The following is a 19,311-nucleotide window of genomic DNA, read 5'->3' on the forward strand; positions in this document are numbered from 1 at the left end:
TTCCTAAGTTAGAACGAATGTCGTATCTATGATAATATTTAGATACATACATACGAAGCAGGGAAACTGGAGGTTTTATCATTGGAAAAGAAAAAATTACTTGGTGATGAAAGAAGGGAACTATTACTGACACTGTTAAAAGAGAGTAATTCACCCTTAACAGGTACTTTTCTTGCAAAAAAGGCAAATGTTAGCCGTCAAGTAATTGTCGGTGATATTACATTACTTAAGGCTCGTAATGAACCAATCATCGCCACAAGTCAAGGTTATATTTATTTGAATACAAATCCTTCAGAGAATGTGGTAGAAAAAACGATTGTTTGCGTACATAACATGGATCAAACTGAAGAAGAATTAAATATTATTGTAGATCATGGAGTAACAGTGAAAGATGTAAGAGTAGAACATCCAGTTTATGGAGATTTAACTGCATCGATAATGGTTTCCAATCGTAGCGATGTTAAAGCATTTCTAAATCGGATGAAAGAAACGAATGCAGCTTTACTTTCTGATTTGACTTCTGGTATTCATTCACACACACTTTCTGCATCAAATAGTCAGTTAATTGATAAGGCAGAAGCTGCTTTGAAGAAAGCAGGATTATTAATAGACGAGAACTAAAGAAGAGACTCGACATCCTCATTTTACTGGAAGAAAAGTATCTAATTCACTTCGGAAACACATTTGGCTGATAACTTTTTAATTCGTATTTGGGTCTGTCCAATAATAACAGCATTTTACAAGGAAAAATAAAAAACGAACTATCTTGATTACAGGATAGTTCGTTTTTTACTTTTTCTATTATTAACCACCGGAACTTAATACATCGACTTTATCTACAAAGGAAAGTTTCCGTAAATTTGCTAGTAATTCGTCTATATCTACACTCATATGTGTAACATCTAATGATAAAGTAACATTGGCTCTTCCTTGTAAAGGAATTGTTTGGTGTATAGTCAATACATTACAAGAATTCATCGCCACAATTCCCAATAATTTGGAGAGGGCACCAGGTTCATCCTCTAAATAGAAGAAAAGAGTAAGTATTTTTTCAGTCACCACTTTATGAAATGGAAACACTGTATCTCTATATTTATAAAATGCACTCCTACTCAAATCGACTTGTTGAACTGCCTCCCAAACAGAATCAACTTTTCCTCTCTCAATTAATTCTTTTGCATCTAATGTTTTTTTCATTGCTTCAGGTAATACATCCTCCCTGATCAAAAAAAACCGATGATGACTTTCTTTTTTCGCCATACCATTTTCCCCCGTTCAAAAGAAAAAACTTACTCTATAAATTCAAATTCGAATTCAAGCAGACGAATGGTGTCACCATGTTGAGCTCCTCTTTCCCTTAATGCATCGTCCACTCCCATAGATCTTAACTGACGTGAAAAACGGCGAACTGATTCATCGCGAGAAAAGTCTGTCATTTTGAACAGACGTTCAATTTTGTCACCTGTTAGTACAAAACTTCCGTCAGGATCTCTTGAAATTTCAAACTCTTGCTCCGCTTTTTCATGCCTGTACACTACCCGATTAATTGTATCATCTTGTATCGTCTCGTGTAGTGGAAATTCTGGTGTTTGTTCTAACTGATCAGCAATTGCATATAATAGCTCTCGCAAGCCTTGTCTACTTATTGCAGAAATAGGGAATATAGGATAATCCTCAGTTAATTTCTCCTTAAATTCTTGCAAATTTTGTTCTGCATCAGGCATGTCCATTTTATTAGCTACAATAATTTGAGGTCTTTCTAGAAGTCGAAGATTATACTCCTGCAATTCTTGATTTATGGTAGTAAAATCAGCATACGGATCTCGTCCTTCTAAGCCTGACATATCAATAACATGAACGATAACTCTTGTTCTTTCAATATGTCTCAAGAATTGGTGTCCTAATCCGACACCTTCATGTGCACCTTCAATTAATCCTGGAAGATCTGCCATTACAAAACTTCTACCATCATCTGTCTCCACAACACCTAAGTTGGGAACAATCGTTGTGAAATGATATTCAGCTATTTTAGGCTTTGCAGCAGATACTACGGATAGCAAAGTAGATTTCCCAACACTAGGAAAACCAACAAGACCAACATCAGCTAATACTTTCAATTCTAGAATTACATTTCTTTCCTGGCCCGGCTCCCCATTCTCAGCAATCTCTGGTGCAGGGTTTGCAGGTGTTGCAAATCGAGTATTACCTCTTCCTCCCCTGCCACCTTTCGCAATTACGGCTTGTTGTTCATGTTCAATTAAATCTGCTATGATTTCATTAGTATCTTCATCTTTTACAACAGTCCCCGGTGGAACTTTAATAATTAAATCTTGCGCTCCTTTTCCATGTTGGCCTTTGGACATTCCATGCTCACCACGTGGAGCTTTAAAATGGCGTTGATAACGAAAATCCATTAATGTTCTTAAACCTTCGTCGACTTGAAAAATGACACTTGCTCCTTTTCCTCCGTCTCCACCAGCTGGGCCACCCATTGCAACATATTTCTCACGGCGGAATGCAACCATCCCATTACCACCGTCTCCACCTTTAACAAATATTTTTACCTGATCGACAAACATCTTATCACTCCATATTTCATAAAATGAACTCGAAAATGAGCTCTGTTTCGTTCATTTTAAGTAAATGTACATTATTATACCTATTTTCACTATTAGATATCCAGTTTTCGATTATGTCTACATGTTCTATCTTTCCACTAAAATGAAATAAAAATTGATTATGATTTTCGACTGGTTTTACGGAAATTGCCAGCCGATTTTCATACAGTGGATGGACAACACTTTCTAGTTGCTGAAAAAAATCTCTCATCCATAACACTAATAATGTTTCATCTTCCACCTTTTTATGTACTTGCTCAGCGACTTCATACTCAACTAGGAATTTACTTCCTTGCCAATTATGAGTAATAAGCATATACGCAAATTCTGGTAGCTTCAAGTTTGTAATTCTTGATTCTTGTTGTGATTCCATTATTATATCTGTAATGATACTTTCAGCTTTCTCTAATCTCCCTAAAGATATATATCCTTTTATCAACTGTATCTTATTGAGCCAATCATGTCTTACATGTTGGAGTATGTCCAAAACTTCCTTCTTATCGGTCATCTTTTTATCCTCACAATCCATCTACCATCGTTACTATAGTATAACAGAAATTGGCATTACATTATATAAGTCCTATAAAAAACACAAAAGCTCTAACCTTATCAGGCTAGAGCTTTCATATATCCTCAGGAAGAGGTAATTATTGAGCTTTAGGGTACACACTTACTCTTTTCTTATCGCGACCTACACGTTCAAAACGTACAACGCCATCGATTTTTGCGAAAAGTGTGTCATCACCGCCACGACCAACGTTTTCACCTGGGTGAACTTTTGTACCGCGTTGACGGTAAAGAATAGAACCACCAGAAACGAATTGACCATCTGCACGTTTAGCACCTAGACGTTTCGCTTCAGAGTCACGACCGTTCTTTGTAGAACCTACTCCTTTTTTGGATGCAAAAAACTGAAGATCTAATCTTAGCATGAATTCCACCTCCTACTCGTTAAAGGAAATATTTATAAAATCACTATAATCTCTTTCGATTGTTTGTAGTGATATAACCATGCTATCTAGCAGTAGCTGAAGCTGTTTGGACACTTCATCGGATAGTTTATGCGGGAATGTACATTTTAAAAATCCACTATCAGCTTGTTCTATTTCCGGTTCTATACCTGTTAATGCAATGATTGCATTAACACTACCGAAGGCAACAGCTGATGCACCTGCACAAACGATGTCCTGTCCTTTATCTGCAAAATTAGCATGTCCATCCATCGTGAATGAAGTAATCTTTCCATCAGGACGTTTGTTAATTTCAATTTGAATCATTGTCAATCCGCCTTACGCGTTGATTTTTTCAACAACAACTTTAGTGTATGGTTGACGATGACCTTGTTTTTTGTGGTAGTTTTTCTTTGGCTTGTATTTGTAAACAACAATCTTCTTTTGACGACCTTGTTTTTCAACTTTAGCTGTGACAGTTGCACCTTCAACAAATGGGCTACCAACTTTCACATCTTCCCCACCAACGAAAAGAACTTTATCAAAAGTGAATGACTCACCTTCAGCTGCATTTAATTTCTCAACGTAGATAGTTTGGCCTTCTTCAACACGAATTTGTTTACCACCAGTTTCAATGATTGCGTACATATTATTGCACCTCCTTAATAGACTCAGACTCGCCATTGACAGGTGTTTGATATTCATCAAAACTTATGTACCTGGTATGTGCGGTTGTAGCACGGGTGCTACAGACTAACAAGAAAATACTATCATATATTAAACATGAATGTCAATGACTTTCGATAGAAAGCAAAAGGCAACTTGGACTGGGCATGTAAAAACAAAAAAGACGACGATGTCAACATATCCATTGTCGTCCATTTATTAATCATCGTAAACAAGATCCTTTAAGCGGGCATCTACTCTTTTTTCTGTAAAATAAGCATACAGAAGTTCATTTTCATCTAGTTTCCCTTGATGAGTTGGTCCAGCAACATATATTAAATGCTTACAGCCTCTTTTAAATTTCGTAAATACTTCATGCAAATATTCATCGCCTTTTGCATTTATTGTTTGTAATTGTGACACATATTCATGTTTACCATAATGTCTCTCCATTAAAAACCTCATAAAAGAGAATCTTAATTGTTTCCATGCAGTCCATAGGGATACGCTCAAATAAATCAATACTAACCAAACATTAATATTCCATGGAGAATATATGAAAATAAATAGATGTAACATACCTAATACAACTGCGGATACTACTAATGAGAGGCGATTCGCTTCTAAATACGTATTCCTAGTTGCAAAAAATAATTGAACTAATTTACCTCCATCAAGTGGCCAGATAGGTAGAAGATTAAAGATTAATATCATTACATTAAATTGTAAAATGACTTTTGCATAATCTGCTGTAACGACAGAAGCCATTACTAAGATTGGCAACAAAATCGCAATAATTAAATGTTGAAATGGCCCAGCTAATATGACCATTAGCTCTTCTCGCATACTCCTATTCCCGTGTTCATCCACTTCACAATAACCACCAAAAGGCAATATTAATATGCGCTTTATTTTCCAATCATAGTAATGAGCCATAAAAGCATGTCCAAGTTCATGCAAGAAAACAATGCAAAACAGGGCTAGTAGCTCCCAAAAATACCCAGTCATAATCGCTAACCCTGTGACTGCCCAAAAGAGGGGGTGAATGTTAATCTTTTTTATAAGATCTATATATTTATTCAAATTTCATCACCTGTATAGGATCAATAAAGGTATCATTTTGCTTAATGGCAAAATAAAACTCACCTTTTTGATTTTCATCACTTGCTGCTACATTTCCAACAATTTCACCTTCTTTTACATTTTGGTGCGTCTTTACAGATATGCTATCTAGTCTGCCATACCATGATTCACTGTGATCAGCATGTTGAATAATAACTGTTTTACCAATATCTTCTTTCACTCCTGCAAAAATAACATTACCACCACTCATTGCTTTTACATCAGCATCTTGTCCAGTTTCAATAATAATTCCTCTTCCATCCCCTGAAAAATCCTCTAATACTTTTCCTGAAACTGGTTGTGAGTAGTCGTGCATTTTATCGGGATTTTCTGTTTCCTTTTCAAATGGAGGTAGAAGTGCAAGTGGTTTTCCAAATTGACTCTCATACCAATTAGCCACAGTAGCAAATTGGAATTCTGTTTCCATTGTTTTCTGGACACTAGCTCTAAATTTATCAAACGTCGTAGAAGGTGATTTAAATATGATAGCAACTACTAATACAAGGATAGCTGAAATTAATATTTTCATAAGGAACACATCACGATTCCAAAGTGGATGGAATGAATCTTTAGGGTCAGACTCATACACAGATGTTTCTATTTCATCCTCGCTAAAAGGTGATGGATTTACAGTAGGTTTTACCGTCCTTCTACGGTTCTCCATATAATTTTTTCGGCGTTTGCTAATTTGTCGGCGAATCTCGTCAGCCCTTCGGCTCATACTCCCCCATCCTCCTTTAACTATTTCTACTAACCTATGACTCGTCCGATTTAATTATTCTTTTTGAGGTGACAAACCTAAAAGAAAAAAAGGTGCTCTCCAATAAGCCACAAAAAATTGACTTGTTGGAAGCACCCTTCAATAATGTTACTATTTGACTGCGATATACAGGGAAGTACTCGTGCAGGTATTTACACAGAACGTGGCACATATTAGACTGTCAGTGCTCGTTTTTCGAATTGTTTTTATGTACCTAAAAAACACTCAAAAAAAGACGATAGACAAACTCTACTTTATCAAGTTTGTCTATCGCCCATAAAAACTTTCCTGGAAGTTAATCCGTTAGGCTTTCGCACTGAATAGTTTTTTTAGTTTTGCAAAGAGACCATTGTTGGTGTCTTCTAATGCTTGGAGTGGTACTGATTCACCTAGAATTCGTCTTGCAATATTACGATATGCAATTGAAGCAGTACTATTAGGATTTAACGCAATTGGTTCACCTTGATTCGATGATTTAATTACCTCAACATCGTCTTGTACGATTCCGATTAAATCGATGGATAGATGTTGAGCAATTTCGTCAATATCTAATACATCTCCATCTTTCATCATTTGTGGACGTATGCGATTAATAATCAATTTTGGTGGTTCGACACCTTCTTCTTTTTCAAGCAATCCAATTATACGATCTGCATCTCTAACGGCAGAAATTTCTGGTGTTGTTACTACAATTGCCTTATCAGCACCTGCAACAGCATTTTTGTATCCTTGTTCAATACCTGCCGGACAATCAATTAATATATAATCATAGTCTTGTTTCATTTCATCCACAAGCTGCTTCATTTGTGGTGGAGAAACTGCTGTTTTATCGCTCGTTTGTGCAGCTGGGAGCAAGAATAATTTATCATCAAATCGCTTATCTTTTACTAATGCTTGATGTGGTTTGCAACGTCCTTCGACAACATCTACAAGATCATATATGATTCTATTCTCTAAACCTAGGACAACATCAAGATTTCGAAGACCGATATCTGTATCAATCAGACATACCTTTTTCCCTTGAAGGGCAAGTGCTGTTCCAAGGTTAGCGGATGTAGTTGTCTTTCCGACTCCACCTTTACCTGATGTTATTACAATCGCCTCACCCATAGATTTGTCCCCCTTTTAATCTATTAATATTTGGTCTAATATGTTTTAAAACTTGTAATCGATCAATAACAATTTGTTGCTTATTGTCTATGTAAGCACATTCCATTTGGTGATGTTCTTCCTGATTATACGAGTCTGGTGCTCGACTAATACAGTCAGAAATCCGTAATTGCGATGGAGTCATAAAAGAAGCAACAATGACGGCTTCACTCCTACCCGTAACTCCAGCATGGGCTATACCTTTTAGAGCACCCATGATAAAGATATTTCCACCAGCCTTTACGGTACCTCCTGGATTTACATCACCAACAAGTAACAAATCACCTGGTACTTCTAAAACTTGTCCCGATCTGACAATTGTAGCAACAGACGTAACTTCTTGCTCTGTAATTAAACGCTCTGCTTCCTCTTTTAAGATAACGTTACTTTCAATTTCCTCTACATGCAAATTTTTCTTTTGCATAATCAACTTTTTCAATTCTTCTTGCTGCGTTTCCGTCAAATGTCTATTACCTGCCAATATTCGCACAGAAATTACCGGACTATCCATATCTACTCCATGCAAATCAGCTAGTTTATCTGATAACTCTTTCCGTAATTCATCATAGGAGCAGTGATCATTTAATTGCAGTGAAAGACCACTTTTCGTCCCTTTAATCATTACATTTTGTCTGTTTTTCATGTGATCCGGGCAAAGCGGAGATTAATAGATTACTATCTCTCCTAATTTTTTGCCCTTATGTCTCCTTTCAACAACTACATCAATTACTATCTATTTTAACTAATATTTATGGATACGTCATCTTTAGCTCAATTCGACAAAGTGAGTGTATTTTCCTTTAAAATCGCTTTATTTTTATTCATTTAGTTCTTCTTTTACACTTTTTTGAAGCATCCGTGAGAAAGGATAGTAAATGATTAATAAGAAGATTAGATTTAACACGAGTGTAGGCCATAATCGCACTAATACGTAATCTTCTGGTTGCAGATTTATTTGCATAATGAGAACGTTAAATATGTAGACGATAATTTCCACTAACGTCAAACAAATAGTACTTATTACAAGGGTTGTTAATATATTTGCCTGTAAAAACTTTGATGTTTTGGCAGACAAATAAACAGCTATTGGAAACAATGTGAAGTAAATTCCAATGATCTCGGTGAAATATATATCAAATATTAACCCAAAAATAGCTGCATAGATTAACGAGCGATTTCGAAAATAAAAAATCCCCATTAAAATTAACATGACAAGTAAAAAATGTGGTGTTAACACTTTATCGATACCAAAAGATCCTGGTGGAAGGAAATACACAAAAACACTACCACTATAAAAACAAAATGCTAAAAGGAGAGGAAGAAATAATTTTTTCATCATTATTATTCCTCCTCCATTTTAACATTTTCCGTTTTCACAACGATAACATGTTCAAAACCATAAAAATCAGCTGCTGGTTCTACATATGCAGTCTGCGTCAATCCATAACGGTCCAGCTCAATTTCTTTAATCTTTCCGATATCCAATAATTTTGGAAATACCCCACCATATCCCGAAGTAATTACATTTTGACCAACCTCTATTTCTTGATCAATTGGGATATCTTTCATTAACAACAAATTATTTACTTGGTCATAGCCATTTATAAACCCATAAACAGGGGTTTCTCCTTGTATTTGAGCGGATACCTTATTTCTTGTGTTCGTAGAAGACAACAGTTCTACCGTTGCAGTCATTTCGGACGTACTTACTACTTTACCTATTAACCCTTTTGCAGTAATGACAGCCATATCATTTTGGACACCGCTTTTTTGCCCCTTATTAATAATTAGTCTATCATACCAACGATCAGGAGAACGATTAATAACGGTTGCTTGAATTGGTTCATAGTCACGAATATTATCCGTTTTATTTAATATTTCTCTTAGTTCTTCATTGTCTAACTTTAAATCTGCAATTTCTTTTTCAAGCTTGGCTAGACCTTCCAGCCTTGATTTTAGTTTTTTATTTTCCGTATATGTATTTTTTATATCTTCTATATTCTCAAAAAAACCGGCAATCCCCTGTGCTGGTTTCATAATTAGATATTGACCAAAACCAACAACATCTTTCACGAATTGTTCTGGCTTTGAAATATTTTCTTTATCTCTTAAAGAAAAGCCAATTAATGAAACGAGTATGATGATGCTGATAAGCAGTATAATTAAACGTTTGTTGAGAAAAAAATTCGGCATCAAAATCACCCCAAATAGAACAGCATAAGCGCCTAGTATGCTAATAGAAGTAGGGTCACTTCGTCTACTTTTCCTCCATAAATTTGAAATAAAAAGAGGTACGAATGGACTAGCGAAAAGACGCAAAGCTAAACATAAAATTTTAAAAAAGTGCAAGCGCCAGTATGATACCGGCGCATGACTTTATCGAGAATCTTTAACTTTATTTTTAAATAGATGAATATGGTCAAGTGCTTTACCAGTTCCAATAGCAACACAATCTAGTGGCTCGTCTGCAATTAAGACAGGCATATCCGTTTCTTGGCTTAACACTTTATCCATATTGTGAAGCAGAGCACCGCCTCCAGTTAACACAATCCCACGATCCATAATATCAGCTGATAATTCAGGTGGCGTTCTTTCTAATGTGTTTTTCACTGCATCGATAATGGCATACACCGTGTCATGTAGTGCACCAGAAATCTCTGCTGCAGTGATTTCGATTGTTTTTGGTAGGCCTGTTAATAAATCACGTCCACGAATTTCCATTGGGCCAATACCCTCTGTATCACTAGCAGAACCAATTTCCATTTTAATCGACTCTGCAGTACGATCTCCAATTAATAGATTATACGTTTTTCTAATGTAGGCAATAATAGATTCGTCCATATTATCACCTGCAGTACGAATAGACATACTCGTTACAATTCCACCTAATGATATAACAGCAACTTCTGTTGTACCACCACCAATATCGACAACCATACTTCCTGTAGGTTCCCAAACAGGTAGGTTTGCTCCAATCGCTGCTGCAAATGGTTCTTCAATTGGAAATGCCTCACGTGCACCCGCTTCACGTGTTGCATCAAGCACCGCCCTTTGTTCCACTGCAGTTATGCCTGATGGTACACACACCATGACATAAGGCTTCCCTCCAAGCCCTTTACCTTTTAGAGCATGCTTAATATAATATTTCATCATAGATGCAGTTGTTTCGTAATCAGCGATTACACCATCTTTCATTGGTCGCAATGCTACAATATTACCTGGTGTACGTCCAATCATATTTTTTGCATCATTACCAACAGCAACTATTTTTTTTGTATCAGTTTGTAAAGCAACTACGGAAGGCTCACGTAACACAATTCCCTTCCCTTTCACAAAAACAAGTGTATTTGCTGTACCTAAATCAATACCTAAGTCCTTTGATCCAAATCCAAACATGGTATGTATCTCCCTCTCTCATTTATGCCAACAGCCGGACATTATAATGTAAGGCCTCTATTTACTATTAACTAATACTATCATTAGAAATCATCAGCTTGTCCATATTTACCGAATACAACTTCAGTAAAAATTCATAAATATAATTATATCCTAATCTTTTTTAAAATCATAGTATCAGCAATAACCTTTTTCCTTAAGACTTATATATTTTTTATCACCTATAATTAAATGATCAAGCACTTCTATCCCAACTATTTTTCCACATTCCACTAATCTTTTTGTTACTTCTATATCTTCTCTTGAAGGCTCGGGGTCGTAGGGTAGGAACCATGCGCCTTGCTTTGTTTCCAAAGTAGGTTTCACAGCTCCCCCCTCAGAACCGTACATACACCTTTCAGCGTATACGGCTCGCCAGTTGATTAATCGGAATTTGCTTCTCATGGTGGTCATGATGGCACCTGTAACAAAGAACGAGTGTTTTTCTATTCCGTTCAATCATTTTCTTGTCCAAATATGTTAGGTGTTTTTTGTTCTTCAAGTCTTTTAATTTACGGACATGATGAACTTCCATTTGACCTTCTGTTGTACCACACGCTTCACATTTATTTGCTAATAATCGTTGTTCTAATTCAGTTCTCCCAGAATATTTCAATGTATTAACTAATACATCTGTATTAGGGGAGTCTATTTTTATTGCACCTTTGTGCTTAGGTAAATCTTTTAGTTTCACGAATTGATGAAATTTTTCATTACCTTTAGTATCTTTCCTAACCAAGCATAGTACTCCTTGTTTATGAGTTCTCATACTGGTGGCTACTTTCATAGAGGTGCTTCTTCGTTTATTAGCGATTGTTTTTATGAAACTACTTTCAGCCAAGTAAAAGAGCCTATCCAAATGATGATAATTATTAGCTAACTTATAGTAGTTTGCAATTCCTCGCAGCTCAGCATTGTAGGTGTGTAGGATTTCTAGTTCCGAATTGTAAATTAACTTCGCCCTATGTGTAATTTTAAAGTCGTCTAAATTTCCATATCCATATTTTATTGCAAATTCTTTTATTTTCTTTTCTGGAATTTCTAACTTAATCGCACCTGATAGAGTTCTCTTTTTTAATGGATGTTTTTGGTTTTTATATGTGACTCGTTTAACCTTAACCTCGTTCCATCTGTGAAATTGATACCCAAGAAAGGGAATAGGATTTTCTAGATGGGTAACAAGTGTCTTTTCGTCACTTAGTTCAAGCTGAAGTTCCTTTTTAAGAAAACATTTAATCGTTTCCTTCATTTTCATGGCACTCTGTCTCGAGCCAGCAATTCCAATCACAAAATCATCGGCATAGCGGACATATTTCATCCTTTGATAATTTTTATCCATAGGGTCAATAGAAGTAACTTGTATTTGTTTTACTTTAAGTTCCTGAATATTGAGGACTAGCTCCTTCCTACCTTGCCAATCACTATGTCCATTTCTTTCATCAAGTCTTTTAATCTTCCGTGATAGGGTGCTGATCTTTGACCGAATCTTGATATAATCCTTATTTCTAGCTCTAACCTGACCTTTATCAAATGCTTTCATTTGTTTTTCCATAAAGAGGTCAAACTCATGAAGATAGATATTTGCTAAGATAGGAGAAATGATTCCTCCTTGTGGTGTACCACTGTAGGTTTTATGGTATTTCCAATTATCCATTACACCACTCGTTAGTGCATTATGAATTAATAGCAGGAAACGACGGTCATTTATTTTCTTCGAGATAAGTTTTAATAGTACAGTATGGTCAATATGATCTAAAAAGCTTTTAATATCTCCTTCAATGCACCATGTTAGTCCTTTCCATGTGTTTTTGATTTGAGAAAGTGCCGTATGACAGCTTCTTCCCTCTCTAAAACCATGTGAGTTTTCAGAGAATCTTGGCTCATAAACATTTTCTAATATCATTCTCATAACTTCCTGTACTATCTTATCTTTGAAATTAGGAACTCCAAGCGGTCTCTTTTTACCATTTGACTTAGGAATATAAGCCCTTCTTACGGGTGCAAAACGGAATGTTCCAGCTCTTAATTGCTCTATGATGTCGTCTATTTTTTGTAAACTGAAACCATCTATTGTTTCATTAGATGATCCCTTTGTTAGATTCCCTGCATTCAGATATAGTTTAGCGTATGCTTTAATCCACAACTCTTTGTTATACATAAGACGATAACAATCCGTAATGATATTTCCTTTTTGAGAAGCATTCCTTATAACGTCTAACTGTCGAAATGGATTGGTTGCCATATTCATGACTCCTTTCTAGTTAACGTTAACATCAACCTGTCTCCCTTCCCCCTGCTAAACTCATTACAAGCAAACGTTGGGTACTATGGAGACTCCGTTACCATATGCAATTTTCATAGACCTTTGTCTAATAGCCTGAGGCACTTGCACTTAGGTAATCCCTGCATTATGACATAATTTTAGATACGTGATGGTTAGGTATCCCTTTCGACGGTTTCCTCTAGTTGAGGATTGAAGGACAAACCTTACTATGGACAGGGCTCAGGCGATACCCAGCAGACACTCCGAGGATATGTCTCCCATTTTGTCCTCATTGCCTGTTAGCTATCGTAGACAACGGCGCACCCATCGCTCATTCGTCTAGGATTCAAGCAGTATAGCTTTTACCATACATCACTTGGTCTGAAGAACTGACTCAGGCGTAGATAGCTTGCCTGTCTTTTCTCCTTTTTACATCATGCTCTGTTCCCTCTATGGGTTTCCCCTCATGGTAAGATGCTGACCATAGAACAATGTAAGGAGTTCTAGATTTCTATAGAAATCGCTAAAATTACGCACCTTGCAGGCGCACGCCGGATGGGTGATTATGGAAACAAATGATAGACGCTGCTGAACGTCGAAATGCTTCTTTGAAAATCTCACGAGGATGTACGATGGAGGCATTTAAACTACCAATAAAGATAGTTTGACGGTGAATTACTTGGTTTTTTGTATTTAAGTAAGCGCATACAAAATGTTCTTGCTTTAAAAAACGCATATCATTCATCACATAATTCGCACCATCTTCCGGACTTCGAATTACATAACGATCGTTAAACGTTATGTTACTTATTCTTCTTCCTAATTCCACAGCAGCCGCAATTTGCACTGCTTTTGCTGTTCCAATTCCTTTAATTTCCATTATTTCTTCTAAAGCTGCATCTTTTAGCCAATGTAGTCCGTCAAATTGAGTTAAAAGACGATTGGCTAATTGAATAACAGATTCTGATTTCGTCCCTGTTCTTAAAATAATTGCTAGCAATTCTTGATTTGACAAGCTTTCTGGCCCTTTGTGAATTAATCGTTCTCTTGGACGTTCATCGATTGGGAAATCCCGAATCATGAGTGAAGATTTTTTATTCAACCTTCCTTCTCCTCCTATAATATTATAAGTTAAATTTCTCTCTTAAGACGCGGGACAAGCGGGCAATAGGTAGGCCAACAACAGAGTAATAATCCCCTCTAATAGATTTAACTAATAATGCTCCTAGTCCTTGAATTCCGTAGGCACCAGCTTTATCAAAAGATTCTCCACTTTCGATATATTGCTCTATTTCTTCATCTGATAATAGCCAGAACTCCACATCTGTTTTTTCAAAAAACAATTCTTGTTTGGCATCATGAATGATTGCTACCCCTGTATAAACAGAGTGTGTTCGACCTGATAGCTGTTTTAACATGTCGCGAGCTTCACTTTCATTTTTCGGTTTTCCAAGTATTTGATCATCACAAACTACAACTGTATCACAGCCAACTACAACAGCATTTTCTTCTAGGTCCTTTACTATATTTGCTTTTCTCAATGCTAGAGTCATCACAATATCCTCTGGTGATACATAAGTAGAAATTGATTCATCAACATTTGGTGAAAGCGCTTTAAATGGAATATTTAACTTTTGAAGTAACTCTCTCCTACGTGGGGAATTCGAAGCTAGAATTAGCTGAGGCATATTTGATAGCCATCCTTTCGACATGATGATATTGGAGATACATACCATTATACTACCAAAGTAGACAAAAATAGTAAATAGGGTGGGACTAGACGTAGCTAGTCACTCACCCTTATAAAATAAATTCATATAATCTAATAATCCTTGTTGGGCATTAATTAGATTTTTTTGTGAATCAGAACTTGAAAATTCAGTTAATCCCTGCAGTGCATATACTAGTTTTGAATGGATACTATTAGCAACTTCACTTTCGAATATATCCTCTTTCATTTCAATACTACCACTTATTTCTTTCATGTTGGCAGCATTAGTCTTCCCTGAAATAGTCGCAGTAACAGATTCATTTGCTAGCTTTTTAAAAGTACTTGCTTCTGTAACAAATTGCTCTCCTTTTGATTGAGAAGCAAACGTAATATCCTTCGCTGGAATGGATAACTCTTTAGCCCATACTTCTATACCATTATCCTTTAATTGGCTCTCCCAAGATTTTGCTGTAGCCAAATCACCTGCTACACCAATAAATACGTAATGTTTCCCGTCCATTTCTATGATCGTTGTAGCTAAATCTTCTTTGCGAAAAGAATTAGCAGCTGCATCAGCAGCTTCTTTCGACGAAAATTGTCCACCTTGAAGAACCCCAATGGTTAAAGCTGGAATCGTTATTTCAACCGGTCCAGTCGTGGTCCCACCATTTTTTTCATCATCCTTATTAACAGATCCTGGATTTTCAACTTCATTTATCGCCACAATATCATCTTCTGATGCCATCATTTTTAAAAATAAAGTACCTAATATAAGTCCGACTACAATAGCGAGTATAATTGAAAATACTAGCTTCGAAATATCAGGATACATTTGCCGTCTCCATTTTTTCCCTATATTGTTTCTAGGAGATGGGACCGTAGCATTAACAATTTTATACTCTGGTATTTCTTTCGTATCGATTTCCGGCAATATCCACTCAAATTCTTCTTCATCTGCAGTATCTTCTGAAGTTGCAGCTGTCTCTTCTCTTACGGTTGTTCGCCAATCATGTATCCGGGTTTCTTCGGAAAATGGCTTTTCAACTCCATTCAATTTAATTTTAATTTGTGATGTTTGCTTCTCCTTTCCATCTTCCATTCTTCTACCTCCCGCCCTTGCAATTGCTTACATGCTATCATACAAGCAAAAAAAAAAGACAAGACTTTTGTCGTCTTGTCATAAAATGATTTCGTCAATTTTTTCAACAGGTAAATCATATTACTTAAATGGATCAGTTTTACTTGCAGGTGTAGGTACTTCAATAGTTGGTACTTCATCTTGCAAGTCAAATAATGTTGGTAAATAATACGCAGATACACTTAAATCCATCATGATATTCGATTCAGCTTCTGATTTGATGGACAAATGGTCGATTTTTATAATTCTTTGTAATGCTTCCAATTCCATGATAAATTTTTCAACTGCAGCATAGGATTGGGCACTTATGGATAAGGTTGTTGTTAATAATTCGATTCCATTTGGTAAATCAATTGGAGTTCCTTCAGATTCTTGTGCCGTTTCCCCATCTGTAAAACTCATTCCTGAAATATTTATATTAGAAGTCATTGCTGCCATCTCAAATTGGAGAATCAGTTGCTCTTGTAATGGTAATACAGGTATTTTCTGCTGTAAGTAAGTTGTAGCTCCAGTTGGTTCGCTCGTTTCATTTTGTTTTTCCTCTAATAAATTTAATCGTTTTTGTTCCATTTGTATTTCATTTTCTAATATTGTCACATCTAGATTAATTGGCTTATACACTTGAAAATAAAGATACGTAAATAATACGAAAGCTATGATGAGAATGCCACTAATGAGTAAGGTCTTTTTTGAGATGATTTTTTCCATCATTATTCCCTACCTGCCAATTGATTATCAAGTGTAATGGAGTAATAAGCTATATAGTTCGTCTTATCTTCTGCACCAGCGCTACTTACCTGATTTATTGTTTGCAGTGTTGCAGTAGTTACCCAAGTTGTGCGATTTAGCTCTGCTAAATAATAAGCTGCATGGCGTTGATTCGTAAATTCTATCTCTAAGCTGATCTCATCATTCACATAATCTATTGATTGAATATATCCATCTTGTGGCAATATGCTCGTAAAATGGTGAAGAATTGGAATAACAGACATACTATCTTCTTCCATCATTTCGATAACAGATTGTAGTTTTTCAACGGAAGCAAGTGATTCATCTGTCGCAACATTTTGCTCTATTTGTTCGATTTCTTGACGAATTTGCTGCAATTCTTCTGTTAATCTTTCCTTCGTTTGTTTCTGATGTTGTAGAAAAAACAGGAATAAGGCAAGAATAACGACTAAAATCAATACCATTACATAAGCGTACGTATGTCTTTCTTTTTTCTCTGGCTGTTGTAATAAGTTGATGTCAATACGCATCACAATGGCACCTCTTTCAATCCGAGACCAAGTGCTGTCGTATATCGGGCTGCAACTTCTTGTCCTGAAAAATTATTGTTTATTTCGGCTAATAATACTTCAATATGAACTTGAAGTCGATTTTCCAAATACTTCTGTATTTCTTCTAGGTTAGGATGATCACCTGAAATGAAATATTTATTAACTCTTGCATTCCCTTGATGCAGTGAATACGTATAAAAGCTCATAACCTTTTCTACTTCACTATAAATATCCTCTAATATGTATGATTCATCCAAAGCGCTACTCTGATCCATCATAATCTGGAAGTCATCATCTTGTTGTAATTCAACAGGACGCATAAAAATAGGAATATCATCATGAAAAATCGAAAGCGTTAATAGTTGTTCATCTAAATTTAATAACATGACATGGTCATCATCTTGAATAAGCTCTCCTAACTTACAAAGACGATACAACGATAATGGTCCAATATCAGCAACTATAGGCTGTAATTTCACTTCCTCCAGTATTTCTCGATAAGATTGGACCACTTCTACTGGCGATGCTACTAATAAAACATTTTGTTTCGTTTCTGTTTTCCCTAGTAGTACCGAGTCATAAGTGGGCTCAGAAAACGGTAAATGAATGGTTGTACCCATTTCTAAAAATAAATAGTTATTTAATTCATCTTCTTTTACATCTAGCGGTACTTGAATTTGGCGAATAATAATATGGGGATCCGGAATGATAAAGCGAATCTTCTTGTTTTTAATCTTCCATTTTTTCACACATTGAAGGAGCACTTCCTGTAAAGCAGGATAATCATGAATTTTTCCAGCTTTAATAATTCCTTTAGGAAGCGCTTGTTCATCTGCTTGTACAATTTCAAATTTACTACCAATAGCTAGTTCTACAAAACGAATGACTTGATCTGTAAAAACAAAATTTATTGTTTTTTGCTGTCTTTTAAAGAGTGATATTGCCATTCTATTTCGTCTCCCTTAAAAATTCACAAGTGAAAGATACCATGTGAATATTTCTTTATGGAAAAAATACGCAATGATAGTACCTATCGCGATAAATGGACCAAAAGGGATAGGTTTTTTTCTTTCAATTTTTCCAATCGCCATCCCAATAATACCAATAATCGCACCGATTAAATTCGCAAAGAAAAATGAAACGAATACTAGTTTTACACCTAGGACTAGTCCAAGAACGGTAAATAATTTAATATCACCGCCACCCATACCACCTTTTGAAATAATGGCTATTGCTAGTAGCATAATAAATGCAACAGCTGCTCCAGCCAGTGAATCCCACCAAGGAGAGAGCGGTTCGATGATTAGCTCTATGATAAATATCCCCGTAAATACAAGTAATACCTTATCTGGTATCAACATATATGTTAGATCTGAAACTGTAATGATAACAAGTAAGGAGATAAGGGTTAATGCAATCACTAACTCAAAACTCCAACCAATTTTTATGTATGCTAAAGCGAAGAGGAGGCCGGTTGTAAGTTCCATAATAGGATATATTGGCGAAATTCGTTTCCCACAGTTCTTACATTTCCCTAACTGTATGACATAAGCAACAACAGGCATAAGTTCCAAAAATGACAATGTCCGACCACAACTCGGACAAGCAGAACGTGGTCGGATAATCGATTGCTTCTTTGGGACTCTTAGCCCAACGACATTATAAAACGAACCGAATAAGAGTCCGTAAAGGAAGAATAGAATAGTCATGGTAATTAAGGGAGTGTTACATCCTTACGTGAGATTTCAAATGGATCTTTGTCTGAAATATATGGTGTTACTCCACCGTTAGTAAGGGTAACTGTATAAGTATATTTTCCATCCGCACCTTTTGTTACTGTTACTAGACTCTTAGTTTCATCATACCCTGTCTCTGTTGAAGGGTCTTTAACACTTTCTAAAAATCCATCATCAACTAGGGCACCTAAAGTAATGGTAGTAACATTATCACTTTCTGTATATTCTCCTGAAGTAATTGCAAATTTTGCTTGATTCACCATCTGCTGCGCATTCGCAATATGCGCATCCTTTTTCGAGTTATTGATTAATCCACCGATGCTTGGAATAGCAATAGCAGAGATGATTCCGAGAATAACGACAACCGCTAGTAACTCAACTAATGTTAAGCCTTTTTCATTTTTTAAAGCTTGTCTAATCTTTTTTACCATCAAACTTCCTCCTCATACCTTTGTATTAGTCCAAAAGTAATATACACCTTTA

At 36.0% G+C, this 19,311-nt stretch carries 22 protein-coding genes, 2 pseudogenes and 1 other annotated feature; of the genes and pseudogenes, 1 reads left to right on the forward strand and 23 read right to left on the reverse strand.

What is annotated here, in order from left to right:
• Positions 1-81: 81 nt before the first annotated feature.
• Positions 82-621 (forward strand): transcription repressor NadR, encoded by a 540-nt coding sequence (locus ACFPM4_RS18595; RefSeq protein ID WP_382355119.1) that lies wholly within the window; start codon positions 82-84, stop codon positions 619-621.
• A 183-nt stretch (positions 622-804) separates the two neighbouring features.
• Here the strand turns inward: ACFPM4_RS18595 and ACFPM4_RS18600 are convergent, their stop codons facing one another.
• The 23 genes and pseudogenes from ACFPM4_RS18600 to ACFPM4_RS18710 all read right to left on the reverse strand — a co-directional run bounded on the left by ACFPM4_RS18600 (position 805) and on the right by ACFPM4_RS18710 (position 19,259).
• A complete protein-coding gene (locus ACFPM4_RS18600; protein ID WP_144921351.1) occupies positions 805-1,260 on the reverse strand; it encodes an ACT domain-containing protein in 456 nt (151 codons plus the stop codon).
• 29 nt (positions 1,261-1,289) lie between these two features.
• Complete coding sequence (obgE, locus tag ACFPM4_RS18605; RefSeq protein WP_144921349.1) at positions 1,290-2,579, reverse strand: GTPase ObgE; 1,290 nt, start codon at positions 2,577-2,579, stop codon at positions 1,290-1,292.
• 16 nt (positions 2,580-2,595) lie between these two features.
• Positions 2,596-3,126, reverse strand: coding sequence for a Spo0B C-terminal domain-containing protein (locus ACFPM4_RS18610; RefSeq protein ID WP_382355123.1), 531 nt, complete (start codon positions 3,124-3,126; stop codon positions 2,596-2,598).
• A gap of 139 nt (positions 3,127-3,265) precedes the next feature.
• On the reverse strand, positions 3,266-3,550 hold the full coding sequence (rpmA, locus tag ACFPM4_RS18615; RefSeq protein ID WP_144921346.1) for a 50S ribosomal protein L27: 285 nt from the start codon (positions 3,548-3,550) through the stop codon (positions 3,266-3,268).
• A 12-nt stretch (positions 3,551-3,562) separates the two neighbouring features.
• Positions 3,563-3,895 (reverse strand): ribosomal-processing cysteine protease Prp, encoded by a 333-nt coding sequence (locus tag ACFPM4_RS18620; protein WP_382355127.1) that lies wholly within the window; start codon positions 3,893-3,895, stop codon positions 3,563-3,565.
• Between the two features lie 12 nt (positions 3,896-3,907).
• Positions 3,908-4,216, reverse strand: coding sequence for a 50S ribosomal protein L21 (rplU, locus tag ACFPM4_RS18625; protein WP_144921342.1), 309 nt, complete (start codon positions 4,214-4,216; stop codon positions 3,908-3,910).
• Positions 4,217-4,231: 15 nt separating this feature from the next.
• Positions 4,232-4,312 (reverse strand) — a sequence feature (ribosomal protein L21 leader region).
• Positions 4,313-4,453: 141 nt separating this feature from the next.
• Positions 4,454-5,317: a M50 family metallopeptidase gene (locus ACFPM4_RS18630; protein ID WP_382355131.1), complete on the reverse strand. Its 864-nt coding sequence runs from the start codon at positions 5,315-5,317 to the stop codon at positions 4,454-4,456.
• Positions 5,310-6,077: a peptidoglycan DD-metalloendopeptidase family protein gene (locus tag ACFPM4_RS18635; protein ID WP_382355134.1), complete on the reverse strand. Its 768-nt coding sequence runs from the start codon at positions 6,075-6,077 to the stop codon at positions 5,310-5,312. The genes ACFPM4_RS18630 and ACFPM4_RS18635 overlap by 8 nt, the downstream gene beginning before the upstream one ends.
• A 342-nt stretch (positions 6,078-6,419) precedes the next feature.
• Positions 6,420-7,226: a septum site-determining protein MinD gene (gene minD / locus ACFPM4_RS18640; protein WP_144921336.1), complete on the reverse strand. Its 807-nt coding sequence runs from the start codon at positions 7,224-7,226 to the stop codon at positions 6,420-6,422.
• Positions 7,219-7,908 carry a septum site-determining protein MinC gene (gene minC / locus ACFPM4_RS18645; RefSeq protein ID WP_144921335.1) on the reverse strand — a complete coding sequence of 230 codons (690 nt, stop codon included), beginning with the start codon at positions 7,906-7,908 and terminating at the stop codon, positions 7,219-7,221. The genes minD and minC overlap by 8 nt, the downstream gene beginning before the upstream one ends.
• A 174-nt stretch (positions 7,909-8,082) precedes the next feature.
• Complete coding sequence (gene mreD / locus ACFPM4_RS18650; RefSeq protein WP_144921333.1) at positions 8,083-8,604, reverse strand: rod shape-determining protein MreD; 522 nt, start codon at positions 8,602-8,604, stop codon at positions 8,083-8,085.
• A 2-nt stretch (positions 8,605-8,606) separates the two neighbouring features.
• Positions 8,607-9,458, reverse strand: coding sequence for a rod shape-determining protein MreC (mreC, locus tag ACFPM4_RS18655; protein WP_144921330.1), 852 nt, complete (start codon positions 9,456-9,458; stop codon positions 8,607-8,609).
• A 183-nt stretch (positions 9,459-9,641) separates the two neighbouring features.
• On the reverse strand, positions 9,642-10,661 hold the full coding sequence (locus ACFPM4_RS18660) for a rod shape-determining protein (protein WP_144921328.1): 1,020 nt from the start codon (positions 10,659-10,661) through the stop codon (positions 9,642-9,644).
• A gap of 177 nt (positions 10,662-10,838) precedes the next feature.
• Positions 10,839-10,979: pseudogene (locus ACFPM4_RS18665) on the reverse strand (JAB domain-containing protein); the annotation flags it as partial.
• Positions 10,980-11,058: 79 nt separating this feature from the next.
• Complete coding sequence (locus ACFPM4_RS18670; protein ID WP_382355141.1) at positions 11,059-12,942, reverse strand: reverse transcriptase/maturase family protein; 1,884 nt, start codon at positions 12,940-12,942, stop codon at positions 11,059-11,061.
• Positions 12,943-13,513: 571 nt separating this feature from the next.
• Positions 13,514-14,044, reverse strand: a pseudogene (gene radC, locus ACFPM4_RS18675) (RadC family protein); the annotation flags it as partial.
• Between the two features lie 43 nt (positions 14,045-14,087).
• Positions 14,088-14,651, reverse strand: a complete 564-nt coding sequence (locus tag ACFPM4_RS18680; protein ID WP_382355332.1) for a Maf family protein — start codon at positions 14,649-14,651, stop codon at positions 14,088-14,090.
• A gap of 102 nt (positions 14,652-14,753) precedes the next feature.
• Positions 14,754-15,773, reverse strand: a complete 1,020-nt coding sequence (locus tag ACFPM4_RS18685; protein ID WP_382355144.1) for an SPOR domain-containing protein — start codon at positions 15,771-15,773, stop codon at positions 14,754-14,756.
• A 120-nt stretch (positions 15,774-15,893) separates the two neighbouring features.
• Positions 15,894-16,520, reverse strand: a complete 627-nt coding sequence (locus ACFPM4_RS18690; RefSeq protein WP_382355147.1) for a hypothetical protein — start codon at positions 16,518-16,520, stop codon at positions 15,894-15,896.
• Positions 16,521-16,522: 2 nt separating this feature from the next.
• A complete protein-coding gene (locus ACFPM4_RS18695) occupies positions 16,523-17,071 on the reverse strand; it encodes a PilN domain-containing protein (protein WP_382355150.1) in 549 nt (182 codons plus the stop codon).
• Positions 17,071-18,039 (reverse strand): type IV pilus biogenesis protein PilM, encoded by a 969-nt coding sequence (gene pilM / locus ACFPM4_RS18700; protein ID WP_382355153.1) that lies wholly within the window; start codon positions 18,037-18,039, stop codon positions 17,071-17,073. The genes ACFPM4_RS18695 and pilM overlap by 1 nt, the downstream gene beginning before the upstream one ends.
• Before the next feature lie 15 nt (positions 18,040-18,054).
• Entirely contained in the window at positions 18,055-18,801 is a 747-nt protein-coding gene (locus ACFPM4_RS18705; RefSeq protein ID WP_382355156.1) for a prepilin peptidase, read from the reverse strand.
• A gap of 5 nt (positions 18,802-18,806) precedes the next feature.
• Positions 18,807-19,259 (reverse strand): type II secretion system protein, encoded by a 453-nt coding sequence (locus tag ACFPM4_RS18710; RefSeq protein ID WP_382355159.1) that lies wholly within the window; start codon positions 19,257-19,259, stop codon positions 18,807-18,809.
• Positions 19,260-19,311 lie beyond the last annotated feature (52 nt).

The sequence above is a fragment of the Lederbergia graminis genome (genome assembly GCF_042655485.1).
GTDB classification, from domain to species: Bacteria; Bacillota; Bacilli; order Bacillales; family Bacillaceae_C; genus Lederbergia; species Lederbergia graminis.